We start from the raw sequence: 25,972 nt of genomic DNA, 5'->3' as shown, positions 1-25,972 counted from the left end.
GCCGGTATCCGCTATCTGGGGACCGATCAGTCGCTCAGCTTGAGCGTGCCCTTCATCATGGCCCAGTGACCGGGGAACGAGCAGAAGTACGCATAGGCTTCGCCCGGGGTCAGCTTGGACACGTCGAACGTCACCGAATCCGATTCGCCGCCGCCGATGACCTTGGTATGCGCGATGACGCGGGTGTCGCCCGCCTTCACGTAGTCCTGCGCCAGCCCGGCGTTCATGCCGTCCGTGGCCACGCCCTGCTTGTCGGCCTCTTTCGAGAGCACCCAGTTGTGGCCCATGGCGACCTTGGCCATCTTGCCGACATGCTTGAGGTGCACGGTGAATTGCTTGCAGCTTTTGTCGACGACCATTTCCTTCAGGTTGTACTGCATGGCGTCGTTGCTTTCGATGGTTGCTTCGCATTGAGCGGCCAGCACGGGCAGGCTGGCTGCGGACAGAACGATGGCTAGAGTGGCTTTTGCCAGCATGGAGACTCTCCGTAATCAAGGCGGCCATTCGACTCGCGCGAGGCACCTGCCTGCGTCGCTGCCGCCACGCATAAGTCTAGGACGCCGCGCAAACCGCACTATTGACGGACATCAATACGGTCTCTTTCAAACCCCGTGAAATCGGGAAATCCCCATGCCGCGTGGGGATATTGGCGTTATGCAGCCGCCGAAATCGCGCCCATTGACAAACCGCAATACGGAAGGTTCGCCAACTTCGTAGGATGCCTGCAAACAATTGCACACAAAAAGAGTTCGAGCATGCAAGGCAGCACAGCGGCGGGGCCAAGGTTCACTCGATTCATCCAGGCGGTATTTCTTGCCCTGTTGCTATGCGCACTGAGCGTCGGCATCGCGCAGGCGCAGCGGCTCCCCGACTTCCTGGCCAAGACGCCGATAGGCGAACTCTTTCCCGGCGCGGACCGCGTCGACGCCCCCGCCGGCAAACCGATGGCCGCGAAAGCCTACGCGGGCGGACGCCAGCTGGGCGTGGTCTACCTGACCTCCGACGTCGTCAACACGCGCGGCTATTCCAGCAAGCCCATCGACGTGCTGGTCGCCCTGGCCAATGACGGCCGCATCGTCGGCGCCAAGCTCGTCGAACACCATGAGCCCATCGTGCTCATCGGCATTCCGCAGGCGAAGGTGGACCACTTCATCGGCGGGTATGTCGGCCTCAATTTCGTCGAATCCCCTCCCCGCCACGGCGCTCCGCCGCCAGTGGACATCATCAGCGGCGCAACCGTCACGCTGATGGTGATCGGCGACAGCATCACCCGTTCGGCCATCGCCGTCGCCCGCGCCTACGGCATCGACAAGACCGCGCCGCCCTCGCAGCAGGCGGCGCCGGCAGCGGCTCGCGTCGTGGACGACACACGGGACACCCCGCAATCGTGGCAGGCGCTGCTGGACGCCGGCGCGGTGCGCAATCTGCGCCTGCTGCCCGAGGACGTCGACAAGGCGTTCCGGGAGTCCGGCAGAAGCGACGCCGCCGCAAGCGCCGAGGGCGCGTCGGGCTCGGATACCTTCATCGATCTCTACGCCGCGCTCGTGAGCGTGCCCGCCATCGGCCGCAGCCTGCTGGGCGACACGGAATGGCAACGCCTGAAGGAAAGGCTCAAGCCCGGCCAGCAGGCCGTGCTGGTGGCCGGCAACGGCGCCTACTCCTTCAAGGGCTCGGGCTACGTGCGCGGCGGCATCTTCGACCGTATCGAAGTCATCCAGGACGAAAGCAGCTTCCGCTTCCGGGACCGCAACCACCAGCGCCTGGCCGACGTCGCCGCGGAGGGAGCTCCGGCGTTCCGCGAGGTCGCGCTGTTCGTCGTCCCCGACGACGCCAAGCTCGACCCCGTCGCTCCCTGGCGCCTGCAGCTGATGGTGCAGCGCGTGCTCAGCGTCAAGGACAAGGCCTTCGTCACGTTCGATCTCGGCTATGAACTGCCGGCGGCCTACACCCGGCCCGCCGAGGGCGCGCAGCCTGCCGCCGCATCCGCAAGCCCCGCAGCCGCCGCGCAAGCCCAGGCCGCCCCCGCGGAGGAGCCCGCGCCCGCGCTGTGGAAGCAGATCTGGCGCGGCAAGGCCGGACAAGTCGCCGTCCTGACCGTGGCGCTGCTGGTGCTGGTGGGCATCTTCTTCTTCCAGGACCAGCTCACCAGCCGTCCGCTGCTGCACGACCGCCTGCGCCTGGCGTTCCTGGCCTTCGCGCTGTTCTGGATCGGCTGGTACGGCCAGGCCCAGCTGTCCATCGTGAACGTGCTGACCTTCTTCTCCGCGCTGCGCACCGACTTCCGCTGGGAATACTTCCTGATGGATCCGCTGGTGTTCATCCTGTGGTGCGCCACGGCGATCTCGATGGTGTTCTGGAACCGCGGCGCATTCTGCGGCTGGCTGTGCCCGTTCGGCGCGCTGCAGGAACTGGCCAACCGCGTCGCCAAACGCCTGGGTGTGCGCCAGGTCAAGATCAGCCATGGCGTGAACCAGCGCCTGTCGACGCTGAAGTACGTCATCTTTCTCCTGCTCTTCGGCTTCTCGCTGTACGACCTGGCGCTGGCAGAGCAACTTTCGGAGATCGAGCCTTTCAAGACGGCGATCATCCTGCGCTTCGTCCGCTACTGGCCGTTCGTGGTGTTCGCCCTGGCGGTGCTGGCGGCCGGCCTGTTCGTGGAACGCTTCTTCTGCCGCTACCTCTGTCCACTCGGGGCCGCCCTGGCCATCCCCGCCCGGCTGCGCATCTTCAATTGGCTGCGGCGCTACCGCGATTGCGGCAATCCCTGTCAGCGCTGCAATCTCGAATGTCCGGTGCAGGCCATCGACCCCACCGGCGAAATCAACCCGAACGAGTGCATCCAGTGCCTGCACTGCCAGATGCTCTACCACCACGACCAGAAGTGCCCGCACCTGATCCAGAAGAAGGCCAAGCGGGAACGCCGCCGTCCGCCGGCGGAATCCGCCGAGCAACCGATCGTCATTCACCGCGCCCCGAACCCGAACACTCAACCCGAAGCCTGATCCCCCGTCGTCGCCTCCGGACCATCCGGAGGCGGCAAGCCCGCAAAGCGGGCGCGGCGACGGGGCCCGCTTTCACATCACGGCGCCCTGCGCCGTCCCTACCAAGGAGTTATCCATGTCCGACAAAAACCCCGAAAAGGCCGGCCTCACCCGCCGCAGCTTCCTCGGAACCGCCGCCTTCACGGGCGCCGCTGGCCTGGTGGCGGGCGCGCATATCCCCACCGCCCACGGCAAGGACGCGAAGGCCGGCGCCAACGGCGTGCTGGGCCACGTCGGGCCCGGCGAGCTGGACGAATACTATGCCTTCAACTCCAGCGGCCAGTCGGGCGAAGTCCGCGTGCTGGGCCTGCCGTCCATGCGCGAACTGGTCCGCATCCCGGTCTTCAACCACTGCAGCGCCACCGGCTGGGGCCGCACGAACGAAAGCCGCAAGGTCCTCACCGAGGGCCTGACCCCCGAAACCCGCGAATACCTCAAGGACAAGGGCGGCGTCTTCCTGAACGGCGACGCCCACCATCCCCACCTGTCGTTCACCGACCGCACCTACGACGGCCGCTACCTGTTCATCAACGACAAGGCCAACAACCGCGTCGCCCGCATCCGCCTCGACGTGATGAAGACGGACAAGATCACGGAGCTGCCCAATGTATCGGGCGTGCACGGCCTGCGGCCCCAGCGCTATCCGCGCACCGGCTACGTCTTCGCCAACGGCGAGCACATCTCGCCGCTGCCCAACGACGGCAAGGTGCTCGACGATCCCAAGAAGAACTTCTTCGCCGTCTACACCGCCCTGGATGGCGACACCATGAAGGTCGCCTGGCAGGTGCTGGTCGACGGCAACCTGGACAACGGCGACGCCGACTACCAGGGCAAGTACTCGTTCTCCACCTGCTACAACTCGGAGAAGGGCGTCACGGTGGAAGAGATGTCGGCCAACGAGCAGGACTGGGTCGTTGTGTTCAACATCAAGCGCATCGAGGAAGCCGTCAAGAAGGGCGACTACAAGATGATGGGCGGCGTGCCGGTGATCGATGGCCGCCATGGCTCCAAATACACCCGCTACATCCCCGTGCCGAACTCGCCGCACGGCTGCAACGCCGCGCCCGACGGCATCCACGTGGTGCTCAACGGCAAGCTGTCGCCCACCGTGACGGTGCTCGACGTGCGCACGCTGGACGACCTGTTCGACGACAAGATCAAGCCGCGCGATTGCGTGGTGGCCGAACCCCAGCTCGGCCTGGGCCCGCTGCACACGGCGTTCGACGGCCGCGGCAACGCCTACACCACGCTGTTCATCGACAGCCAGATGGTCAAGTGGAACATCGACCTCGCCAAGCGCGCCTACAAGGGCGAGAAGGTCGACCCGATCATCCAGAAGCTGGACGTGCACTACCAGCCCGGCCACAACCACACCACCATGGGTGAAACCCGCGAGGCCGACGGCAAGTGGCTGGTGTCGCTGAACAAATTCTCCAAGGACCGCTTCCTCAACGTCGGCCCCCTGAAGCCCGAGAACGATCAGCTCATCGACATTTCGGGCGACGAGATGAAGCTGGTGCACGACGGCCCCAGCTTCGCCGAGCCGCACGACATGTGCCTGGTCCACCGCTCCAAGGTCCACCCGCTCAGCGTCTGGAAGCGCGACGACCCCATGTGGGAAGACGCCCGCCAGATGGCCAAGAAGGACGGGGTGTCGCTCGACGACGCCGCCAAGGTCGTGCGCGAAGGCAACAAGGTGCGCGTGTACATGATGGCGGTCGCGCCGATGTTCAGCCTGAAGAAATTCGAGGTGAACCAGGGCGACGAGGTCACCGTGGTGGTGACGAACATGGAGGTCATCGAGGACCTGACGCATGGCTTCACGCTCGAAGGCCACGGCATCGCCATGGAGATCGGGCCCCAGGCCACCTCGTCCGTCACGTTCACGGCGGACCGTCCGGGCGTGTACTGGTACTACTGCCAATGGTTCTGCCACGCGCTGCACATGGAAATGTCCGGCCAGATGATCGTGCATCCCAAGAAGACCGCGTAGCATCCATGACCTTCATCGCAATGCTGACGAGCGGCGCTGGGAGGGCCGCCCGCGCCGCGCTGGCGGCCCTCGCCCTGGCGCTGCCCGGCGCCGCGGCGGCGGCCGTCCACGCGCTCGCCCCCGGCGCCGACCTCGCGCAGGCCATTGCGGCCGCCGAGGCCGGGGACGTGCTGCGGCTGGCCCCGGGCACATATGCCGGCGGCATCGTCATCGACAAACCGCTGACCCTGGAAGGCCCCGGCGACCGCTCGGCCATCATCGCCGGCACGCGCCAGGGCCGCACCCTGTGGGTCAAGGCCCAGGACGTGTCCCTGCGCAACCTGACCGTTACCCGCTCGGGCCTGAGCCTGTCCGACATGGACGCGGGCATTTTCCTGGACCGCACGGCGCATCGCGCCCGGGTGGAAAGCAACGACATCCTCGACAACCTCGTGGGCGTCCACGTGTGGGGCCCGACGGACGCCATGGTGCGCGGCAACCGCATCGTGGGCAACAAGGAGCTGCGCGTCGCCGAACGGGGCAACGGGGTCACGCTCTGGAACACTCCGGGCACGCGCATCCTGGACAACGACATCTCGGCCGGCCGCGACGGCATCTTCGTCAATACCAGCAAGCAGAACACATTCAGCGGCAATCGCTTCCACGACCTGCGCTACGCCGTGCACTACATGTACACGAACGACAGCGAAATCAGCGGCAACGTCTCGACCGGCACCGACGTGGCCTACGCCATCATGTATTCGCACCGGCTGATCGTGCGCGACAACGTGGCGCAGGACAGCCGCGAGCAAGGGCTGATGCTGAACTACGCCAACCACTCCCGGATCACGAACAACTCGGTGGACCGCGCGGCCAAATGCGTGTTCATCTACAACGCCAACCGGAACGTCTTCCAGGACAACCAGTTTTCCAACTGCGATATCGGCGTGCACTTCACCGCCGGGTCGGAAGGCAACCGGATTTCAGGCAACGCCTTCGTCAACAACCGCAACCAGGTGAAGTACGTCGGCACCCGGACGCTGGACTGGTCGGTCGACGGCCGCGGCAACTACTGGAGCGACAACACCGCCTTCGACCTGGACGGCGACGGCATCGCCGATACCGCCTACCGGCCGAACGACGTGGTCGACCAGCTGCTGTGGCGCGCGCCCGCCGCGCGCATCCTGCTCAACAGTCCTTCGATCACCATCGTGCGCTGGGCGCAATCGCAGTTTCCCGCCATCCTGCCCGGCGGCGTGCTGGACAGCGCCCCGCTGATGAAGCCGCCGCCACGGCCCGCCGACCGCTCCAAGGAGTCCCCATGAATACCGACCTTGTGACGCTGTCCGGCGTCAGCAAGCACTATGGCGCGCACCATGCCATCGACGGCCTGGAACTGCGGCTGCGCGAGGGCGAATGCGTCGCGCTGGCCGGCCATAACGGCGCCGGCAAGAGCACGCTGATCAAACTCATCCTGGGCCTGGTCCGCCCCACTCGCGGACGCGTCGCCCTGTTCGGGCATGACGCTCACAGCCCGGCGGCGGCGCGGTTGCGCAACCGGATCGGCTACCTGCCCGAAACCGTCGCGCTGCATCCGTCCATGACCGGCGAGGAAACGCTGGCGTTCTATGCCCGGCTCAAGCGCCAGCCCCTGTCGGGCAACGCGGCGCTGCTTGAAAAGGTGGGCATTTCCGGCGCCGCCCGCCGGCGCGTGGGAGGCTATTCCAAGGGCATGCGCCAGCGCCTGGCGCTGGCCCAGGCCTTGCTCGGCCAGCCTCGCGTCCTGCTGTTCGACGAACCCACGACGGGGCTGGATCCGGCCTCGCGCCTGATGTTCTACGACGTGGTGCACGAGCTGCGCTCGTCCGGCGCCACCATCCTGCTGAGCACCCATGCCCTGTCCGAACTGGCCGGCCACGCCGACCGCATCGTGGTGATGAAGGCCGGCAGGAAGATTGCGGACGGAGCCATGTCGGCGCTGCGGCGCTCGACCGGGCTGCCCATCCGCATCCGCCTGACCCTGGCGGACGCCCATGCCCAGCCGCCCGGCGCCTGGCGCCGCATCGAGCCGGGCCGCTATGAACTGGCCTGCCAGGAACACGACAAGATCGCGGCGATCCGCAGCATCGGCGCCATATCGTCCGCCATCCACGACCTGGACATCCAGGTGCCGGGGCTGGACGACATCTATGCACATCTGCTTGAACGGGAAGACGTATGAACGCGGTAGGCACCATCATCGGCAAGGAAATCCGCGACGGGCTGCGCAACCGCTGGGTCCTGGCGACCGCCCTGCTGCTGGGCGCGCTGGCGCTGGCCCTGGGCCTGCTGGGCAGCTCGCCGACCGGCACGGTCAAGGCCGAACCGCTGACCGTCACCGTGGTCAGCCTGTCGAGCCTGTCGATCTTCCTGGTTCCGCTCATCGCCATGCTGCTCGCCTATGACGCAGTGGTCGGCGAGGTCGACCGCGGCACCATGGCGCTGCTGCTCAGCTATCCCGTCTCGCGCTGGCAGGTGCTGGTGGGCAAGTTCATCGGCCACCTGGCCATCCTGGCGCTGGCCACCGGCGCGGGCTACGGTTGCGCCGGGCTGGCGCTGCAGTGGGCCTACGGCGACCTGGACGCCGGCGCCTGGCAGCCGTTCGCGCTGCTGATCGGCGCCAGCGTGCTGCTGGGCGCCAGCTTTCTCGCCATGGGCTACCTCATCAGCACACTGGTGCGCGAGCGCGCCACGGCCGCCGGGATCGCGCTGGGCGTCTGGCTGTTCTTCGTCGTGATCTACGACATGGCGCTGCTGGGCGTGCTGGCGGCGGACCAGGGGCGGCACGTCAGCCCCGGCCTGCTCAACGCGCTGCTGCTGCTCAACCCCTCGGATGTATACCGGCTTCTGAACCTGACGGGCTTCGAGAATATTTCGCTGTACGCCGGCATGGCGGGGCTGAGCGATCAGGCCAGCCTGCCGCTGCCCACGCTGATCACCGCGCTGCTGCTGTGGATCGCAGTTCCCTTCCTGCTGGCGACGGCGGCCTTCAGGAGCAAACAGCTATGAGACGCCTCCGGCTTGCCCTGGCCCTCGCCGCTTTGCTCACTGCCGCCGCCTGCGGTAACGGCTCCGATCCCGAGGCCCCTCCGCCGCCGCCCGCCTCCGTGACGCTGGAATCCGTTGGCCACTACTGCGGCATGGCGCTGAACGAACACAATGGCCCCAAGGGCCAGATCTTCCTCAAGGGACGCGCGGCGCCGGTCTGGTTCTCGTCGATCAAGCAGGTCTTCGCCTACACGCTGCTGCCCGAGGAGCCCAAGACCATCAGCGCAATCTATGTCAACGACATGTCCACGGCCGGCCCTGACGGCGTGCCCGACCCGGGAGCCTGGATCGACGCGCGCCAGGCCTTCTACGTCATCGAAGGCGGCTTCATCGGCGGCATGGGCGCCGAAGACGCCATGCCGTTCTCGCAGCGCGCCCATGCCGAATCCTTCGCCCAGGCCCACGGGGGCCGGGTCGTGAATTTCGCCGACGTGCCGGAGGCCTATGTCTTCGCCCAATGACCTGGCGCCACGCGGATCCCGCTACCTTTGCAGGCCTATCGCCATGAATCCTACCCGCCGCCGCTTTATCGGCATCGCCGCCGCCGCTTCCGCGCTGGCGCTCGCCCCCCTGTCCGCGCGCCGCGCAGCGGCGTCGATCCCGCCGACCGTCTGGCAAGGCGTCGCCCTGGGCGCCGACGCGGAACTGCGCCTCTACCATCCTGATCCGCAGGCGGCGCAGCGGCTGATCGCGCAGTCGTTGCAGGAATTGCGGCGGCTGGAAGCCGTCTTCAGCCTGTACCGCGACGACAGCGCCCTCTCGCGCCTGAATCGCGATGGCCGTCTGGACAACCCGCCCAGCGACCTGCTGCAACTGCTCAGCGTGAGCCTGCGGTACGGCAGGCTCACCGGCGGCGCCTTCGACCCCACCGTGCAGCCGTTGTGGAAGCTGTATGCCGAACATTTCGCGCAGCCCGGCGCAAGCCCCGAGGGCCCGGCCGCGCTTGCCGTAAAGCAGGCGCTGGCGCGGGTGTCGCGCGACGACGTGGCGCTGCAAAGCGACCGCATCGTGTTGCGCCGGTCCGGCATGGGCATCACTCTCAACGGCATCGCGCAGGGCTACATCACGGACCGGATCACCGAACTGCTCAAGCAGGGCGGCCTGGAACGGGCACTCGTGGACATGGGCGAAATACAGGGCATGGACACCCGGAGCGCGCCCGGGGACTGGAAGGTCGGGCTGACGGATCCACAGGACCCGGGCCGCATGCTCGCCACCGCAAGCATCCGCAACCACGCCCTGGCCACCTCCGGCGGCTACGGCACGGCCATCGACGGCGCGGGCAGGTTCACCCACCTTTTCGATCCGCGCACGGGACTCGCCCGCCCGCTGTACCGCAGCGTATCGGTCATGGCGCCCAACGCCACCATGGCGGACGCCCTGTCCACCGCCTTCTCCTACATGCCGCTGGAGGCGGCCGACGCCATCATCCGCGAGCACGGACTGCGCGTCTGGTTCGCGCTGCGCGACGGTGGACTGGAAGTGCGGGGCGCGGCCGCCTGAAGAACGCCGGCCGCGCATGAAAAACGCCCCCGATCGGGGGCGTTCTCACTGGCAGGCGCAAGCGCCCGCCTCAGGCCGCCGGCTGCGGATTCAGGGCGGACAGCATCTGCGTGAAGATCTTGGGGCTGGCGGCCAGCACGTTGCCGGTATCCATCCAGCCCTGCTCGCCGTCGAAGTCCGAGACCAGCCCGCCGGCTTCGAGAACCATCAGGCTGCCCGCGGCAAGGTCCCAGGGCTTCAGGCCGACGCCGCAGAAACCGTCCAGGCGGCCGCAGGCCACATAGGCCAGGTCCAGCACCGTGGCGCCCAGGCGGCGCACGCCCGTGCTGCCTTCGGCCATCTGGCGAAAACGCACGGAGCCCTGTTCCAGGTCGCCGGAATTCGGCCAGTGCGCGCCCAGCAGCGCGTCATGGTAGCGAGTGCGGCCCGAGACGCGCACGCGGCGGTCGTTCAGGAACGTGCCGCTGCCGCGGCTCGCCGTGAACAATTCATTGCGCGACGGGTCGTAGATGACTGCCTGCGTGACCTGGCCGCGCTGCGTCAGCGCGATGGACACAGCGTAGTTGGGCAGGCCATGGATGAAGTTGGTGGTGCCGTCCAGGGGATCGATGATCCACTGGAACTCGGCCTGGTCGGGACCCTGCAGGCCGAATTCCTCGCCCAGGACGGCATGGTCCGGGTAGGCGGCGCGCAGCGTCTCGACAATGGACTCCTCGGCGGCACGGTCGACTTCCGTGACATAATCGCGCGGCCCCTTGCGAGCCACGCTGAGTCGTTCCAAATCCATGCTGGCACGGTTGATAATGGTGCCGGCACGCCGGGCCGCCTTGATGGCGATGTTGAGCATCGGGTGCATAAAATTCCGTACGAATGCGATGAGTTGGCTTGATGGTAGGCCGCTTGCCGCCCCCTGGGGCCGCGCTTGCCCCAACGGGGAAATCGACCCAAAAAACCAGGAAGGCACTAAGCCAAACGTGCCATTTTAAATGACTCAAGCATTTTCACGTGTTCGGTTCATCATGGTGAACCCCAGCCACCCCGGAAACGTCGGTTCGGCGGCCCGCGCGATCAAGACGATGGGCTTTTCCGAGCTGGTGCTGGTAGAGCCGAAATTTCCGGATGTAACCAGCCAGCCCGAGGCCATCGCGTTGGCCAGCGGCGCGCTGGACGTGCTGGAAGGCGCCCGGGTGTATGGCTCGCTCGAAGAGGCGCTGGGGCCCGTTACGCTGGCTTTCGCGCTCACCGCCCGGGTCCGCGACCTGGGCCCCCCGCCCTGCGACATCAGGCAGGCCGCCGAACTTGCCCGCGGCCACCTGGCGGACACGGCTGAGGGCGTGGCCGCCGTCGTGCTGGGCACCGAACGCGCCGGGCTGACCAATGCCCAGATCGCGTTGTGCCACCGCATCTGCCACATTCCCGCCAACCCGGAATACAGCTCGCTGAACGTGGCCCAGGCGCTGCAACTGGCCGCCTGGGAACTGCGCTACGCGCTGCTGGTGGCCCAAGGCGCCCCGCTCCTGCCCGCGTCGACCGCGCAGGAGCCCGCGCGCGGCGCCGCCCCGGCCTCGGGAGAAGCGGTCCAGGCCTTCCTGGCGCACTGGGAAGAGGCGCTGATCGGGGTGCAGTTCCTCGACCCCGCCCATCCCAAGAAGCTCATGCCCCGCATGCGGCATCTGTTCTCGCGGCTGGGCCTGAGCCGCGACGAAGTGGACATGATGCGCGGCGTCTGCACCGCGATGCTGTCGGCCGCCAGAAAGAAATAGGCTGCGCGCCGCAGGCCGGGGACGCCGGGCAAGCGCCGGAGTGCCGCCAGCCTTTGCCAAAAAAATAGGGACGGGCATCAGCCCGTCCCCACGCATCGGTCGCCGGGCGGCATGCCGCCCGGGACGCGAAGATCAATCCACTTTGGCGCCCGAGGCCTTGACCACCGGAGCCCAGCCTTCCACTTCCGACTTGATGAACTGGCCGAATTCGGCCGGCGTCGTCTTCACGCCCACCGCGCCCAGGCTCTCGAAGCTCTTCTGCACTTCGGGCTTGTCCAGCGCCTTGACCATCACGGCATTGAGCTTGTTCACGACTTCGGGCGGCGTGCCGGCCGGCGCGATCAGGCCGAACCAGGACGACACGTCGAAGTTCTCATAACCCGATTCCTGCATCGTGGGCAGGTCCGGCGCGCTCTTGGAGCGTTCCTTGGTCGTCACGGCCAGGGCGCGCAGCTTGCCCGACTGCACGTGCGGCCACGACGAGGGCATGTTGTCGAACATGAATTGCACCTGGCCGCCGATCAGGTCGGTCACGGCCGGCGCGCTGCCCTTGTACGGAACGTGCAGCACGTCGATGCCGGTCTTCATCTTGAACAGCTCGCCCGCCATGTGGATGGAGGTGCCGCTGCCCGAGGAGGCGAATGCCAGCTTGCCCGGGTTCTTCTTCGCGTAGTCCACCAGTTCCTGCACCGACTTGACCGGCACCTGGGGATTGACCACCAGGATGTTCGGCACCTTGGCGCCCAGCGCCACTGGCGTGAAATCCTTGGTCAGGTCGAAGTTGACGTTCTTGTACAGCGTCTGGTTGATGGCGCTGGTGACCGCCACGAACAGCAGCGTATAGCCGTCGGGCGCGGCGCGCTGCACCATGTCGGTGGCGATGTTGCTGCCGGCGCCCGGCTTGTTCTCGACCACGAACGACTGGCCGAGGCTTTCGGTCAGTTCCTTGGCCATGATGCGGGCGATCACGTCGGTGGTGCCGCCGGCGGAAAAGCCGACCACGATGCGTACGGGCTTGTCGGGATAGGCGGCATGGGCGGAACCCATGGCGAATGCGCTTGCGGCGGTAGCCAGAAGAGTGGCGGCGAGGCGCCGCAGTCCAGGCTTTTGACCTGTAGTCATAGTGTCTCCGTGCAGGTACTGTCCATGAAATGGACGATTCGAATTATTGGATGACGCATTCTGAGCTATACACGGGCGCCGCATCAAGGTAGAGTCCACGGTACGGACAATGGTTTTCCCTTGAACGTTCCGTGATAACCCCTAGATTTTCAGAGATTTGCATGCAAGACAGCGATGCCGCGGCCGCAGGCCCACGCACATTGCGGCGCGGGCTGGCCGTCCTGGCCGCCCTGCGGGACCAAGGTCCCGATGGTCTCAGCGTGACCGATATCGCGCGCCTGACGGGCATACAGCGTCCCACCATCTATCGCCTGCTGGCGGCCCTGCTCGATGCCGGCCTGGTGCTGCCCGTGGCCGGCACCAAGAAATATCGCGCCCAGCTGGCGGTGGACCCGGATACGCGCTCGCGCGATCCGCGCGTTCGCCAGCTGCTGCCCGTGCTGCGCCGCCTGGCCGACCGCACGGGCGACGCCGTGTTCCTGGTGGTGCGCGACGATGACGACTCGATCAGCCTGCATCGCGAGATAGGCAGCTACCCCGTGCAGATCCTGGCCACTTATGCCGGCAAGCGGCAGCCGCTGGGCGTAGGTTCCGGCGGCATGGCCCTGCTGGCCGCGCTGCCCGATGACGTCGCGCGCGGCATCGTCGAGCGCAACTCCGGCCGCCTGGACGAGTACGGCGGTATGACGCCGCAGGAAATGTACCGCCTCATCGACAACACCCGCGCCCGCGGCTACTCGGTCGTCGGCAACCATGCGGTGCGCGGCGCGCTGGGCGTGGGCTGCGCCCTGCTGGATGCCCAGGGCGCGCCGCTGCTCGCCGTCAGCGTCACCGCCATCATCGACCGCATGCCGGCCCAGCGCCAGCGCGAAATCGCCGGCTGGATCAAGGCCGAGCTGGCGCGCCTGGCCGTCCAGGCGTGAGATATCCCCGAGATGAAAAAACGGGCGCCCAGGGCGCCCGTTTCTTTGGCGGGTTGAACGCCGCTCAGGCGGCGGCGCCCGTCTTCGGATTCTGGATTTCGCGCAGCGGGATGGGCGGCTGAAAGCCGGCTTCCTCCAGCGAGCTGCGGATCTGCTGGTAGAGGCCCCAGCGCAGGTCCCAGTACTTGCTGGCTTCGGCCCATACGCGTACGTTGACGATGACGCCGTTCTCCTTGTAGTCGAACACCTTCACCTGGGGCTCGGGGTCCTTCAGCGCGTCCTGACGGGCGTCCACCAGCGCCTTCAGCTTGGCCAGCACCACTTCCAGGTCGTCGCCGTAACGAACGGGAACCGGAATGTCCAGGCGGCGCGTCTTGTTGCGGCTGTAATTGGTGATGGTGGCATTCCAGACCGTGCTGTTGGGCAAGGTCAGGTGGATGCCGTCGACCTGGACCAGGCGTGTGAGGAACAGCCCCACTTCTTCCACCGTGCCGTCCGAGCCGGAGCTCAACGCAATGTATTCGCCCGCGCGGATGGGGCGCAGTATCAGCAGCATGATGCCCGCCGCGATGTTCTGCAGCGTGCCCTGCAAGGCGAGGCCCACGGCCAGGCCGGCGGCGCCCAGCACGGCAATCAGGCTGGCCGTCTGGACGCCAAAGCGCGCCAGCACGGCGATCACGGTGAAGATGCGCACCGTCCAGACCACGGTGCTGTAGAACATGGGAATGATCGTGGGATCGATCTTGCTGGACCGCGACGCGGCCCGGCGCACCCAGCTCCCGAGCAGGGAAGACACCCACCAGCCGATGATGAGGATCAGCAAGGCGACGAGCAGATTGATGCCCAGGTCCACCAGCCTGGGAGCCCAGGCGCTAAATTCTTTCAAGGCTTCTTCCATGGAATCTCCTGCCAAAAGGTTGCGAACGCAGGGCATTTTCGCCTTGGGACGGCCCGGCGGCGAAAGGCCCGAAAAAAACGACCGAAAACTTTATCAGATGCGGCCAGCGCGAAGGGCCGCGATGCGGCCCTGTTATGTCAGGGTTTGTAAGAAGACGGCTCAGGCCCTGGCCGCGACCTTGCGGAAATGATTGTCCCAGGACAGCTCGCGCGATGGCGCCAGCACCGGCTTCTGTTCCGTGCCCGCGGCCTCGACGCGCAACATCGCGCCCAGCCCGCTGCTGAGCAGAAAGCCCTCGTCCGCCGCGGGTGCCACGCCGCAGCCGTCCGCCAGTTCCGTCGTGCCCAGGCAGCGGCCGCTGGCCGCGTCCCAGTAGATCACCTGGCCGCCCACGGGGCTGGACGTGGCGACGACGGCGCCTGCGGCATCCACCGCCACCGAGCCCACGTAGTTGCGCATCTGGCGCAGCGTCTGCGCCGGGCCCTCGAACAGCTCCAGCCGGCCGCCGCGCCGGTGCCGGCCCACCAGCGCCGGACGGTCGGCCGCGGGTCCCATGTATTGGCAACCGAACCAGACGCAGCCATCGGCCGCCAGCGCAAGATGGCGGATGGACAGGCGGTGCAGTTCGGGCGCGAGTTCCTCTTTCTCCAGCAACGCGCCGCTGGCGGCGTCGATGTAGGCCAGCGACGGCCGCATCGTGTCCAGATTGAGTTCCAGCTTGCCGTAGTCCGGATGCGTCAGGATGCCGCCATTGGCGACGCAGAGCGTCTTGCCGTCGGGCATCAGCACGACCTCGTGCGGACCGATGCCGCCGGTATCGAACTCGCCGACCCGCCGGTAGTTGCCGCCCGGCGATGCGTCGTAGAGCCCCAGCACGCCGCGCCCCGCCTCGAAGTCGTTTTCGGTGGCGGCCAGCAGCCGCCCTCCGTCCAGGAAGGCGCCATGACCGAAGAAGTGGCGTTCATCGTTCAAGGGCAATTCCTGGGGACCGCCCTCGCCCCCCAGCGAGAACGCCAGGGCGAAGAAGCCCGGCTGCCGTCCGAACACGACGGCGCGCCGGCCGGCGGGATCGATGGCGAAGCTATGGCCGCGCGCGGGCATCGGCACCACCAGGCGGTCGTTGCCCGCGCCGTCCAGCAGCACCGCTTCGTCGCGGCCGCCGCGCTTGCGCGCGCTCAGGTACAGCGCAGCTCCGTCCTCGGGCGCAGCGGCCCATGCCGCGCCAGGCGCCAGGCCCAGCGCCGCCGCCAGCGAGAGAAAACCGCGCCGGTCAATCGCCATCGAGCGCATTGAATCCGATCATGACGCCCAGGGCGGGCGCCAGGTCCTGGTCGACGATGGCCTTGGCGTTCTTGAGCGTGAGGGATGCCAGCGTCAGCTGCCGGCGCCCGTCCTCGTCCGCCACCGCCTGCTCAAGCGCGGGCACCGCCCGCAGCGTTTGCGCGGCGCTGGCCAGCTCGCCGCGGACCGATGCGTCCATCCAGCCATCGCCCTCCGGCAAGGGATACGCGCCCGCCTGGTAAAAGGCGTTCAAGCCATCCACATTGGCCGCCAGCAGGCGCGTGGACAGCTTGCTGCGCCAGAATGCCGCGCGCTTGGGGCGCGCCGCCGCCGCGGTCTCGCCCAGCACCGGCACGATCTTCACGTCGCGCGCGAACTGCAGGCCGGTGGACAAAGCCTTCATGGCCTCGGACGCCACTTCCTGCGGATCGCGGTAGAGGTCGTTGCCAGCCTGCGGATGCGCGAACTGGCGGCCGAAGTCGCCTTCGGCGCTCCAGGCCTGGGCCACGTCGCGGGAGATCGCGGTGACGTTGGCGGCGACCGCGCGGGCGTAGCCGCAGGCATAGGCGAAGCCCGGCGCGCCGCTCTGCTCGAGCAGCCCCGGCTCGCCATAAAGCACGTACTCCAGCGCGGGCAGCCCCTGCACCGCGACACTGCGCCCCGACAAGGCGCCCGGCGCGAGCAACGCCTCGTCCTTGGCGGCGATCAGCGCCTGCACCTGCCTGGGCATCACGCCGCGGGTGTCCGGCCAGAAGGCCAGGCGCTCGTAGCGGTTGGCCTGGACCAGCGGCCCGAATCGGAGGATTTCAACGCCGGACCAGGCCAGCGCCAGCTTCTCGAAGGCCTCGCCGACCCGGGCGGCGCCTGCCGCGCCGGGCTGGGCGCACCAGCCGTCCAGCGCGCCGTCGAGCGCCTTGGCGGCGTCCACCATCTTCGCGACCGCGGGGCGCGCATAGCCGCTTGCCAGCCGCTCGCCGAGGTCGGCGGGCAGCCCGGCGCCCGCGGCCCAGGGCGCCGCCCCGGCCAGCGCGGCCGCCACGGCCAGCTTCAATACATGCTTGGCAAGTCCGGCCATCACAGCGACTCCAGGAAACGGATCAGATCGGCGCGTTCTTCGGGGGTCATCGCCACCACGCGGTCGCGCGCGGGCTTGGCGGTGCCGCCATGCCACAGTATCGCTTCCAACAGGCTGCGGGCGCGCCCGTCATGCAGCCAGGTGGCATTGGGATTCACGGTTTTGGTCAGGCCGATGCCCCACAGCGGCGGGGTGCGCCACTCGCGGCCGTTGGCCTCGCCGTCGGACACGCCGTCCGCGAGGTCTTCGCCCATGTCGTGCACCAGCATGTCGGTGTAGGGCCAGATCAGCTGGAAGCGGTGCTCGGGCTGCTTGGCGTTGCGGCTGGTGACGTACTTCGGCACGTGGCAGGCGACGCAGTTGGCCTCGTAGAACAGCTTCTTGCCCGCCAGCACGCGCGCATCGCCCGCATCGCGGCGTTGCGGCACGGCAAGGTTGGTGGAATAGACGGTGACGAAGTCCATGAGCTTGCCCGGCACCTCTTCCGCGCCGAAGCGCGGCTGCGCGCCGTGCGGCATGTCCAGGCATGGCTGCTGCGCGGCCGTGCAGTCGCCGGAGTGCTTGGGAAACAGCGGGGTCGACAGGCCCATATCGTTCGAGAAGGCGGCGGCGCTCTGCTGCTCCACCGTCGGCTGCCCGGCCTTCAGGTTGAAGCGGCCCAGCACGCGGGCGCCCGTGCGCGCGTCGGTTACCCAATTGGCCTTGCCGACGATGCCGTCCCGCTTGTCAGCGCCCACGTTGGCCAGGATATCGGCCTCGTGGATGGATTCGAGCAGGCCCAGGCCGATCATGGGCGGCGCCAGGCGCGGCGATATCTGCGTGTCGGCGCGCATGGGGCCATAGCCCAGGTTCTCGATGCGGTAGGTCGGCTTCATCAAGGTCGCCGTCTCTCCGCCGTTGAGCGCCACGGAGACCGGTTCGTACTCGATCTCCATGCGGCCTTCGGCGGGCAGGCCCGCCACCGCGAAGTTCTGCAGCTGCACGCCGTAGACGGGCTCCGGCAGCGATGCGATCTCGCCTGCTGCCAGCTTGGGATGACCGCGGTCGGGCCCCTGCGGCACCGCCAGGCGCAGCAGCAGCGCCACGGCATCCGTGCGCTCAAGCGGATCGAATCCGGGCACGGTGCCGCGCCCGTCCTTGGTATGACAGGCCTGGCAGGAACGCGCGTTGAAGAGCGGCCCCAGGCCGTCGGATGCCTGCGTGGACGCGGGCGCCGACACCCAGTCCTTGCGGAACAGGCCGTTGCCCACCTGGAACTCCTGGCGCCCCTCGAAGCTCATGTTCGCCGAAGGCTGGGAAAAGATGTCGGCGTTGATGAGCTTGTTGGTGGTGGCCGCCCCGGCCTGCATGGTCTCGAAGGTTTCCACCTTCGAAAAATCGCGCGTGGGCGCGGTGATCGCGGTCACGCGCTTCTGGTCTTCGGGCGTCAGATCGTCGCGCCCGGCGGGCGCGGCGGGTGCTGCGGCGGCGACGGCATGCGCCGACGCCGCCAATACGGCGGCTAATGCAAATTTCACTTGAATACGGCGTCGGGTTTGTCCAGGCTGTCGGAACCTTCGATGGCGACCTTGCCCAGTTCCAGCAGCGCGATCACGCGCTCCAGGCTGCGCGTCTGGTCGACCAGGCGGTCGATGGCGGCCTGCACCACCGCATTGCCTTCCTTGTTGCCGTCCGCAATCATCTGGTCGTAGGTTTCCACCGTTTCGGCGCGCGTCTTCATGGCCTGCATGGCGGCGACCGTGGCGTCCAGCTTGGCGCGCACTTCGGCGTCGAGCTTGGCGTCCTTGGCCTTGACCAGTTCAGACAGGCTGGCGCCCGAGACCGTCTTGCCGTCGATGCGGGTGTAGGAGCCCAGGTAGACGTTGCGGATGCCGATCTGGTCGTAGTAGTGCGAGTTGTGCGTGTTGTCGGAGAAGCAGTCGTGCTCTTCCTCGGGGTCGTGCAGCATCAGGCCCAGCTTCATGCGCTCGCCGGCCAGCTCGCCGTACGACAGGCTGCCCAGCCCCGTCAGCATCGCGATCAGGCCCGCCTTGGGATCTTCCTCGACGGCCTTGCGCGCAGCGCCTTCCTTTTTCCAGTTGCCGACCATTTCTTCCAGGTCCGCCACCAGAAGGTCGGTCACGGCCTTCAGGAATTCCACGCGGCGCTCGCAATGGCCGCCCGTGCACTGCTTGGGGTCGAAGTCCGTGTGCGGGCGGTTGCCCGAGTGGCGCTCTTGCGGCGAGCCCTTGCGGTCGGCCGGCGCGGCGCCGGTGCCGTTCAGGTCCTGGCCCCACAGCAGGAATTCGATGGCGTGGTAGCCCGTGGCCACGTTGGCCTCGTTGCCGTCGGCCTCGTGCAGCACTTCGGACAGCAGCTGCGGGGTGATCTTGCTGACATCGACCGTCTTGCCGCCGACCGAAATCTTGGAGTTGGCGATGACGTTGACCGCGTAATAGGCGTTTTCGTCGTTCTCGGTGCCGTAGGAGGCGTCCACGTAGTCGATCAGGCCCTCGTCCAGCGGCCATGCGTTCACGCGGCCTTCCCAATCGTCGACGATGGGGTTGCCGAAGCGATAGGCTTCCGTCTGCTGGTACGGCACGCGAGCGGCCAGCCAGGCCTCGCGCGCGGCCTTCAGCGTGTCGGCGCTGGGCTTGGCGATCAGCGCGTCGATGGCGTTGCGCAGCGCCTTGGCGGAAGCCAGCGAATCTTCGTAGCCGGCCAGCGCCAGATCCGAATACGTGGCGACCACGGCCTTGGGTTCGACGGCGGCCTGGGCCGTCCCTCCGAACACCGCGGCGGCCAGCGCCGCTCCCAATAGCAACTTGCGCATCGACTTTCTCCCGTAACAGGAACGGGGCCCGCCCCCGCGGCGGCCCGCTCATCCTTGAATTTTGAGGATGAGAGTGTAAACAATTTTCGTTTGGTGTTCAGAATTAAGTCAGATACCTGACATTTTTTTGAATGTTCAGACCGGTTTACCCCAAGGTCCGATAAGGACGCGCCGACTGCTGGTGCGCGCCCTCGGGCGTCGTCCACACCCTCATCTGCAGCGTCACCCGCGTCCTGACGCAGAAGCTGGGCCAGCCTGGCTTCCGCTTTCCCCCGGTGCCCGCGCCCGTTCAGGCCGCCGCGTGCAGCCAGCGCCGCAAGACGCGCGAAACGGTGGGAATGCAGACAAACACCATGACCGGCGTCAGGGCCAGGCTGGTGACGAGGACGCGCCAGAACACGGGCAGGACGCTCAGGTGTTCGCTCGCAAGGATGGAGAATACGAGCAGCACCGGGAAATAGGCCAGCCAGATGGCGATCGCCTGCTTCCAACGCGGAGGCGCGCTGGAGGCGGGCGCGAACCAACCATCGGTGCCGCTGGCGCGGCGGGCATGGCTGGCGCGCACAAGCGCGGCGCCGCGCTCCAGCCACATGCGGCGCGGCAGCGAGTTCTCCCAGCGCCCCAGGCTGGGCTCGTCGGCGAAGCGCAGCACGATCTGGTATTGATCCCCGCCTTCCGGCGGCTGCAGCACGCCCGACCCGAGAAAGCCGGGAAATCCGGCGGCAAGAATCTCTCCCTGGCGCATCCACGACAGGAAATCGCCATAGCGCTCGGGCGCGATATGCCGAGTGACCAACATGGTGACCGGGGCGGAAACGGAAGAACTGGACATGGCGTACTCCTGGGCAGCGTGCAGCGTGTTATGCCCTACCCGGAAAGCAAGCGGCGTGCCAGCCGCGCCGCCCGGCGCGGCGCGGCGCCGGCGGCGCGGCATTGCGCCCCAACATGGTGAAGGCCGCCTGCGCCAGGCACCGCCGCGGTGCAACGGATGGACCCGCACGGCGCGGACATCTGCTCGTCATTTGGCTGAATAACCATATGCGCGATCCGCATTGAGCCCGCGTGCGGACAGGTCTACACTGGGCGTTCCCATTCCCGCTTGGAGCATGCGCCTCATGAGCACCTACAAGATCGCTGTTTTCGTCGGAAGCCTGCGCGCCGCCTCATTCAATCTGCGGCTGGCCCGCGCACTGGAAAAACTGGTGCCCGCGGAATTCAAGTTCGAGTATGTCAGCCTGGGCGACGTGCCGCTGTACAACCAGGACAACGAAAACAACCTGCCTGCTCCTGCCGCCAAGCTCAAGCAGCAGATCGCGGACGCCCAGGGCATCCTGTTCGTGTCGCCCGAGCACAACCGCTCCCTGCCTGCCGCGCTCAAGAACGCCATCGACTGGGGCTCGCGCCCGTGGGGCCAGAACTCCTGGACGGGCAAGACGGCCGGCATCGTCGGCACCTCGCCCAGCGCCGCGGGCACCGCGATGATGCAGCAGCATCTGCGCAACATCCTGGCCGCGGAAGGGGCCAACGTCCTGACCACGCCGGAAGTGTTCCTGCAGTTCACCGAAGGCCTCATCGACGACCAGTACAACATCACCAACGAAGGCACGCGCAAGTTCCTGCAAGGCTGGGTCGACCGCTACGTGGATTGGATCAAGAAGTTCAACACCTGATCGCCGCCGCTGCCGTCCAGGAGCCCCGCTCCGGCCGGCAGAGATCGCCTGCCCTACCTCCAGGCGATCCAGCCCCCCGATACGTTCGGGGGGCTTTTTTTACCGCGGCGGGCGGGCACCGACCTGCGGCGTGCACACTCGCGGCACGCCATTGGCTCAGGGCAACCTCCAAAAAATAGCCGGCCCGCCGCCGGGCCGCCCCAAGACGGGCCAGCCCCCGCGGGGGGCAGCAAGCCCGCGAAGCGGGCGCAGCGTGGAACCCCAGAAACCCATACGCTCCAAAAAAATAGCCGGCCCGCCGCCGGGCCGCCCCAAGGCGGGCCAGCCCCCGCGGGGGGCAGCAAGCCCGCGAAGCGGGCGCAGCGTGGGGGCCCACACTTATCCCCTTCAACTGTGGAGAACGCTGAGGACAGCCTTGGGGCAGAAGCAAAATTCCCTGCCCAGCCAAGCACTTGCATGAACCGCTCAAAAAATGCGCAATCCTGCTTTTGGATGATTTTTAGCTAACTTATCCACTCAATCCCTGGCGGCTTGCCGCGCCTTCGGCGCCTGTGTGGATTTGTCCCCGCGTTCTGTGGAAAAGCATGAGGACAGTATGAGGGCAGGTCGGGATTCCCCTTGCGTATCAAGGGCCTGCAAGGGGTGGTCAAGAAAGGCTCAAATACCGCGAGACGGCATGCCGGTTGTCCCCGGGAAATGTGGATAAGCCTGAGGACAGCCTGCGGGAAGTCCGCAAAAATCCTTATGGACCAAGGGCTTGAAGGCGGCGGGCAAGAAACGCGCAGCGCCGCCCGCCGGACCCACGGCGCGCGGCGCTGCCTGATGGGAGCCGACACCGGACCCCGCTTGTCCCCATCGAGTGTGGACAAACCTATGAACAGTCCGATAACAAGCTGAAAAAGCCCTTATCCGACAATCACTTGGAAGCCGTGCTCAAGAAAGAAGCAGCGCAATCAGCTGTTTCCCTCCAGGCGCATGCCGATTTTCAAGCCGACCTGCCAGTACGCCACCTTGCCGTCCTTGATATGGCCACGCACTTCCGTGACCTCGAACCAATCCAGGTTGCGCAGCGTTTCGGATGCTCGCTCGATGGCTTGCGAGATGGCGTCATCGGTGGATTTGGTGGATGAGCCCACCAAGTCGATTTGCTTGTAGACATGATTCGACATAGCTCGTCTCCGCAAAGGGGGGTGAGTCGTGAATCGGCGGCCTGGCGGCGATGTTCCGGCGCTTACGACCGGCAATCCATTCGAACACACAGCATACGCTCACGGCGCTAGAGTGGTGTTACGAGTTCCGTCGCGCCGGGCTCGGCGCGAGCGGCACTGGTTTCCGCAACGCAAGCAAGGAGGTGTCGTCATGCCTGAACGAAAAACCCTGGAAAGAGCGGCGCGCGATAAACGTAAAGGAAAATCCGCGTCCACGCAGGCCGGAGAGTTCGTGCGAGAGGAAATCGAACACGTGCGCGAAGGCAAGCACGGCGTGCGGTCCACCAAGCAGGCCATTGCGATAGGCCTGTCCAAGGCCCGCCGCGCCGGCGTCGCGCTGCCCGCTCCCAAGAAGGCAAGCGCGGCCACCAAGCGCAAGGCCGCGCAGGACAGCCGCGCGGCTGGCGATGGACATGCGAAGTCCACCACTCGCGCCCGCTCCACCACCACTGCGCTGAAGCGCGAAAGCGCCAAGCCCGCGTCGCGCTCCGCGCTGTCGCGCCACGCCAGCTCGTCCGCAGCCAAGCGCAGCGCGGCGGCCCGCTCGGCCGCGGCCAAGAAGGGCGCCGCCACCAAGGGCGCGGCCGGCCGTTCCGCCGCCGCCAAAAAAGCGGCCCGCACGCGCGCGGCCAACCGGGCCAGCCATGCGCACCACTGAGCCCATACCCGGCCGGTCCTAGCCCGCCTCGAACTGCCTGAAGCGCTCCTGCAGGAATTCGCGCAGGCGCCGGACCGCCGGCGACAACAGCATGCGGTGCACGCAAAGCAGGTACAGCGGCGACGGTTCGCTGTCGTAATCGCCCAGGGCCTCGACGAGCCGCCCTGCCCGCAGGTCGGACAGCACGTCATAGCGCGACTTGTAGGCCACGCCGTGGCCGGCCAGCGCCCAGCGCCGGACGATCTCGCCGTCGTCGCCCACGCGGTCGCCCTTGACCGGCACCGTCAGCGTGGAGCCGTCGGCTCGCAGAAAAGTCCAGCGGTCGTGCAGCGTTTCGCCCAGCACGAACGACAGGCAGTTGTGGCGGCGCAGGTCGGCGGGCGCCTGCGGCATGCCATGCCGTGCGAAGTACGCCGGCGAGGCGCAGACCACGCGGCGGTTCCGTTCGGCCAGCGGCAGGGCAACCAGCCCCGAGTCCGTCGGCGTGCCGTAGCGCACCGCCAGGTCGACCGGCTGGCGGTACAGATCGGCGAGGCGGTCGCTGATGCGCACCTGGAAACTGACGCGCGGATGCTGTTGCTGGAACTCATCGAGCCAGGGCAGCAGCACGTGCCTGCCCAGGTCCGACGGAATCGACACGGACAGGGTGCCCGAGATATCCGTCTTGCTGCGCGCCACGGCGTTCTTGCCCGCTTCCAGCGTCGAAATGGCCGTGCGGGCGTACTCGAGGTAGCGCTCGCCATCGCCCGTCAGCCTCAGGCTGCGGGTCGACCGCACGAACAAGCGGGCTTCCAGGGCCAGCTCCAGTCGCTTGAGCGCCGCGCTGGCTGCCGCCGGCGTCAGGTCCAGTTCGCGCGCAGCGGCTGAAAAACTTCCCTGGTCCGCCGCGGCCAGAAAGATCCTGAGGTCCTCGAAGCGCACCATGGCCGCCCTCATTTTCAACGAATGTTTGAAACTGACTGCGATGCTAGCCGGTTTTTCATCGCCACGGACTGGGTAATCATGCTCTTGTTCCCGACATACAAGGAGTCTATCCATGAACATCGAACTCAACGGCAAGAAAGCCTTGGTCACCGGATCGTCCGGCGGCATCGGACTGGCGATCGCCTTTGGCCTGGCCCAGGCCGGCGCGCAGGTCGTCCTGCACGGCCGCAACGGCGACAAGCTCGCGCAGGCCGCGGAGACCATCGCCAAGCGGCTACCCTCGGCCCAGCTGGGCACCGTCCAGGCCGACCTCGCCACCGCCGACGGCGCGGCCTCGATCTCGGCCGCGCATCCCGACGTGGACATCCTGATCAACAACGCCGGCTACTTCGCGCCCAAGTCCTTCACGGAAATCACCGACGACGACTGGCAGTACATGCTGGACGTGAATCTCATGAGCGGCGTGCGTCTGTCGCGCTATTACCTGCCGCGCATGCTGGCCGCAGGCTGGGGCCGCATCGTGTTCATTTCCAGTGAATCGGCTGTGCAGATTCCCGCCGAAATGATCCATTACGGTGTCAGCAAGACGGCAATGCTGGGCGTGTCGCGCGGGCTGGCGGAACTGACCGCCGGCACGGGCGTCACGGTCAACGCCGTGCTGCCCGGGCCCACGCGCTCCGAGGGCGTTGCGGATTTCTTTGCCGAAATGGCGAAGGAACAGGGAGTCACGCAGGACGACATGGAACGCGACTTCATCGCCCAGCACCGCCCCACTTCGCTGCTGCGCCGCCTGGCCACTGTGGAGGAAGTGGCCAACATGGTCGTCTACGCCAGTTCGACGCAGGCCTCCGCCACCAACGGCGCCGCGTTGCGCGTGGACGGCGGTGTCGTCCGCTCCATCATCTGATCCCGATCCGAGCACCATCCATGAAAGCCATCGCCTATTTCAAGAACCTGCCCGCCGAACACCCCGAGGCCCTGCAGGACATAACCGCCGCCGACCCCGTGCCGGGCGAGCGCGACCTGCTGGTCGAAGTCCGCGCCATCTCCGTCAATCCCGTGGACGTGAAGATCCGCGCCAACCGCAAGCCCAAGGACGGCCAGCCGGAGATCATCGGCTGGGACGCCGCCGGCGTCGTGCGCGCCGTGGGCGCCAAGACCAGCCTGTTCAAGCCCGGCGACCGGGTCTGGTACGCGGGCGCGCTGAATCGCCCGGGCGCCAACAGCGAACTGCATGCCGTCGACGAACGCATCGTGGGCAGGATGCCCGCCAGCCTGGACTTCGCCCAGGCCGCCGCGCTGCCTCTGACCACCATCACCGCCTGGGAATTGCTCTTCGACCGGCTGCGGGTGCTGGACAACCGCGCCCCCAGCCAACGCAGCCTGCTCGTCATCGGCGCGGCCGGCGGCGTGGGTTCCATTCTTGTGCAACTGGCCCGCCAACTGACGGGCTTGACGGTGATCGGCACCGCGTCCCGTCCGGAGACGCAAGCCTGGGTGCGCGAACTGGGCGCGCATCACGTCATCGACCACGCCAAGCCATTGGCCGGCGAGCTCAAGCGCATCGGCTTCGATCATGTCAGCGACATCGCCGCGCTGACCCACACCGACGCGCACTTCCCGCAGATCGCCGAAGCGATCGCGCCGCAAGGCAAGGTCGCGCTGATCGACGACCCCGCCGCCATCGACGTGCGCCTGCTCAAGTCCAAATCGGCGTCGCTGCACTGGGAATTCATGTTCGCGCGCCCTCTGCACGATACGCCAGACATGATCGCCCAGCACGAGTTGCTCAACCAGGCGGCCCGGCTGATCGACGCGGGAACGTTGCGCACCACGCTGGGCGAGCATTATGGCCGTATCAACGCGGAGAACCTGCGCCGCGCCCACGCCTTCATCGAAAGCGGCAAGGCACGGGGCAAGGTGGTACTGGAGGGGTTCTAGCCCCGGCATGGGCCATGCCCCGCCCGCGGGTGAGCGGGGCGTCTCGCAATTGCCGGAAGAAAGCAGTAAAAACTCGTCTGCGCGCAATGCCACA

The 25,972-nt window shown here is 67.1% G+C and carries 24 protein-coding genes; 13 read left to right on the top strand and 11 right to left on the bottom strand.

The annotated features are described in order from the left end of the window. Positions 1-26: 26 nt before the first annotated feature. The gene (gene azu / locus JL37_RS23395; RefSeq protein ID WP_043547323.1) at positions 27-476 is read right to left on the bottom strand and encodes an azurin; all 450 of its coding nucleotides are present in this window, start codon (positions 474-476) and stop codon (positions 27-29) included. A gap of 279 nt (positions 477-755) precedes the next feature. Between azu and JL37_RS23390 the strand changes: the two genes are divergently transcribed. The 7 genes from JL37_RS23390 to JL37_RS23360 all read left to right on the top strand — a co-directional run bounded on the left by JL37_RS23390 (position 756) and on the right by JL37_RS23360 (position 9,603). Next, positions 756-3,002, top strand: coding sequence for a NosR/NirI family protein (locus tag JL37_RS23390; RefSeq protein ID WP_231570417.1), 2,247 nt, complete (start codon positions 756-758; stop codon positions 3,000-3,002). A gap of 115 nt (positions 3,003-3,117) precedes the next feature. Continuing rightward, positions 3,118-5,034, top strand: a complete 1,917-nt coding sequence (nosZ, locus tag JL37_RS23385; protein ID WP_043547322.1) for a TAT-dependent nitrous-oxide reductase — start codon at positions 3,118-3,120, stop codon at positions 5,032-5,034. Between the two features lie 5 nt (positions 5,035-5,039). Beyond that, a complete protein-coding gene (locus JL37_RS23380) occupies positions 5,040-6,338 on the top strand; it encodes a nitrous oxide reductase family maturation protein NosD (RefSeq protein WP_043547320.1) in 1,299 nt (432 codons plus the stop codon). After that, positions 6,335-7,234: an ABC transporter ATP-binding protein gene (locus JL37_RS23375; protein WP_043547319.1), complete on the top strand. Its 900-nt coding sequence runs from the start codon at positions 6,335-6,337 to the stop codon at positions 7,232-7,234. The genes JL37_RS23380 and JL37_RS23375 overlap by 4 nt, the downstream gene beginning before the upstream one ends. Then, the gene (locus JL37_RS23370) at positions 7,231-8,061 is read left to right on the top strand and encodes an ABC transporter permease (RefSeq protein WP_043547318.1); all 831 of its coding nucleotides are present in this window, start codon (positions 7,231-7,233) and stop codon (positions 8,059-8,061) included. The genes JL37_RS23375 and JL37_RS23370 overlap by 4 nt, the downstream gene beginning before the upstream one ends. After that, positions 8,058-8,561, top strand: a complete 504-nt coding sequence (locus JL37_RS23365) for a nitrous oxide reductase accessory protein NosL (protein WP_043547317.1) — start codon at positions 8,058-8,060, stop codon at positions 8,559-8,561. Before JL37_RS23370 ends, JL37_RS23365 begins: the two co-directional genes overlap by 4 nt. 43 nt (positions 8,562-8,604) lie before the next feature. After that, a complete protein-coding gene (locus JL37_RS23360) occupies positions 8,605-9,603 on the top strand; it encodes an FAD:protein FMN transferase (protein WP_043547316.1) in 999 nt (332 codons plus the stop codon). A 70-nt stretch (positions 9,604-9,673) separates the two neighbouring features. Here the strand turns inward: JL37_RS23360 and JL37_RS23355 are convergent, their stop codons facing one another. Continuing rightward, positions 9,674-10,459 (bottom strand): inositol monophosphatase family protein, encoded by a 786-nt coding sequence (locus JL37_RS23355; RefSeq protein WP_043547315.1) that lies wholly within the window; start codon positions 10,457-10,459, stop codon positions 9,674-9,676. Between the two features lie 130 nt (positions 10,460-10,589). On the opposite strand from JL37_RS23355, the gene JL37_RS23350 reads away from it, so the two are divergent. Next, complete coding sequence (locus tag JL37_RS23350) at positions 10,590-11,366, top strand: RNA methyltransferase (RefSeq protein WP_156124383.1); 777 nt, start codon at positions 10,590-10,592, stop codon at positions 11,364-11,366. A gap of 132 nt (positions 11,367-11,498) precedes the next feature. On the opposite strand, the gene JL37_RS23345 is transcribed toward JL37_RS23350, so the two are convergent. Next, entirely contained in the window at positions 11,499-12,488 is a 990-nt protein-coding gene (locus JL37_RS23345; RefSeq protein WP_043547312.1) for a tripartite tricarboxylate transporter substrate binding protein, read from the bottom strand. A 161-nt stretch (positions 12,489-12,649) separates the two neighbouring features. Between JL37_RS23345 and JL37_RS23340 the strand changes: the two genes are divergently transcribed. Next, positions 12,650-13,411 (top strand): IclR family transcriptional regulator, encoded by a 762-nt coding sequence (locus JL37_RS23340; RefSeq protein WP_043547310.1) that lies wholly within the window; start codon positions 12,650-12,652, stop codon positions 13,409-13,411. A 64-nt stretch (positions 13,412-13,475) separates the two neighbouring features. Here JL37_RS23340 and JL37_RS23335 read toward each other — a convergent pair whose 3' ends face one another. The 6 genes from JL37_RS23335 to JL37_RS23310 all read right to left on the bottom strand — a co-directional run bounded on the left by JL37_RS23335 (position 13,476) and on the right by JL37_RS23310 (position 20,309). After that, the gene (locus JL37_RS23335; protein ID WP_043547309.1) at positions 13,476-14,309 is read right to left on the bottom strand and encodes a mechanosensitive ion channel family protein; all 834 of its coding nucleotides are present in this window, start codon (positions 14,307-14,309) and stop codon (positions 13,476-13,478) included. A 159-nt stretch (positions 14,310-14,468) separates the two neighbouring features. Then, entirely contained in the window at positions 14,469-15,590 is a 1,122-nt protein-coding gene (locus tag JL37_RS23330) for a DUF1513 domain-containing protein (protein WP_043547523.1), read from the bottom strand. Continuing rightward, positions 15,580-16,665: an imelysin family protein gene (locus tag JL37_RS23325; protein WP_081955182.1), complete on the bottom strand. Its 1,086-nt coding sequence runs from the start codon at positions 16,663-16,665 to the stop codon at positions 15,580-15,582. Before JL37_RS23325 ends, JL37_RS23330 begins: the two co-directional genes overlap by 11 nt. Next, positions 16,665-18,182: a di-heme oxidoredictase family protein gene (locus JL37_RS23320; protein WP_043547304.1), complete on the bottom strand. Its 1,518-nt coding sequence runs from the start codon at positions 18,180-18,182 to the stop codon at positions 16,665-16,667. The genes JL37_RS23325 and JL37_RS23320 overlap by 1 nt, the downstream gene beginning before the upstream one ends. Continuing rightward, positions 18,179-19,477, bottom strand: coding sequence for an imelysin family protein (locus JL37_RS23315; RefSeq protein ID WP_043547302.1), 1,299 nt, complete (start codon positions 19,475-19,477; stop codon positions 18,179-18,181). Before JL37_RS23315 ends, JL37_RS23320 begins: the two co-directional genes overlap by 4 nt. 289 nt (positions 19,478-19,766) lie before the next feature. Next, on the bottom strand, positions 19,767-20,309 hold the full coding sequence (locus tag JL37_RS23310) for an antibiotic biosynthesis monooxygenase (RefSeq protein WP_043547300.1): 543 nt from the start codon (positions 20,307-20,309) through the stop codon (positions 19,767-19,769). Positions 20,310-20,592: 283 nt separating this feature from the next. Between JL37_RS23310 and JL37_RS23305 the strand changes: the two genes are divergently transcribed. Beyond that, the gene (locus JL37_RS23305) at positions 20,593-21,147 is read left to right on the top strand and encodes an NADPH-dependent FMN reductase (RefSeq protein ID WP_043547299.1); all 555 of its coding nucleotides are present in this window, start codon (positions 20,593-20,595) and stop codon (positions 21,145-21,147) included. Between the two features lie 953 nt (positions 21,148-22,100). Here JL37_RS23305 and JL37_RS23295 read toward each other — a convergent pair. Continuing rightward, positions 22,101-22,316, bottom strand: coding sequence for a dodecin (locus tag JL37_RS23295; protein ID WP_043547296.1), 216 nt, complete (start codon positions 22,314-22,316; stop codon positions 22,101-22,103). A 190-nt stretch (positions 22,317-22,506) separates the two neighbouring features. Here JL37_RS23295 and JL37_RS23290 point away from each other — a divergent pair, with 190 nt between their 5' ends. Then, positions 22,507-23,013: a DUF6496 domain-containing protein gene (locus tag JL37_RS23290; RefSeq protein ID WP_043547295.1), complete on the top strand. Its 507-nt coding sequence runs from the start codon at positions 22,507-22,509 to the stop codon at positions 23,011-23,013. 18 nt (positions 23,014-23,031) lie between these two features. Here the strand turns inward: JL37_RS23290 and JL37_RS23285 are convergent, their stop codons facing one another. Then, positions 23,032-23,937 (bottom strand): LysR family transcriptional regulator, encoded by a 906-nt coding sequence (locus JL37_RS23285; RefSeq protein WP_043547294.1) that lies wholly within the window; start codon positions 23,935-23,937, stop codon positions 23,032-23,034. Positions 23,938-24,049: 112 nt separating this feature from the next. Between JL37_RS23285 and JL37_RS23280 the strand changes: the two genes are divergently transcribed. Both JL37_RS23280 and JL37_RS23275 read left to right on the top strand, forming a co-directional pair. Then, entirely contained in the window at positions 24,050-24,844 is a 795-nt protein-coding gene (locus JL37_RS23280) for an SDR family NAD(P)-dependent oxidoreductase (protein ID WP_043547293.1), read from the top strand. Between the two features lie 20 nt (positions 24,845-24,864). After that, positions 24,865-25,878, top strand: coding sequence for a zinc-binding alcohol dehydrogenase family protein (locus JL37_RS23275; RefSeq protein WP_043547292.1), 1,014 nt, complete (start codon positions 24,865-24,867; stop codon positions 25,876-25,878). The last annotated feature ends 94 nt before the right edge of the window (positions 25,879-25,972 follow it).

Source organism: Achromobacter sp. RTa, assembly GCF_000757485.1.
GTDB lineage: Bacteria > Pseudomonadota > Gammaproteobacteria > Burkholderiales > Burkholderiaceae_B > Achromobacter.
Note: the sequence above shows the minus strand (reverse complement) of the source record. Positions and strands in the feature narration are given on the sequence as shown.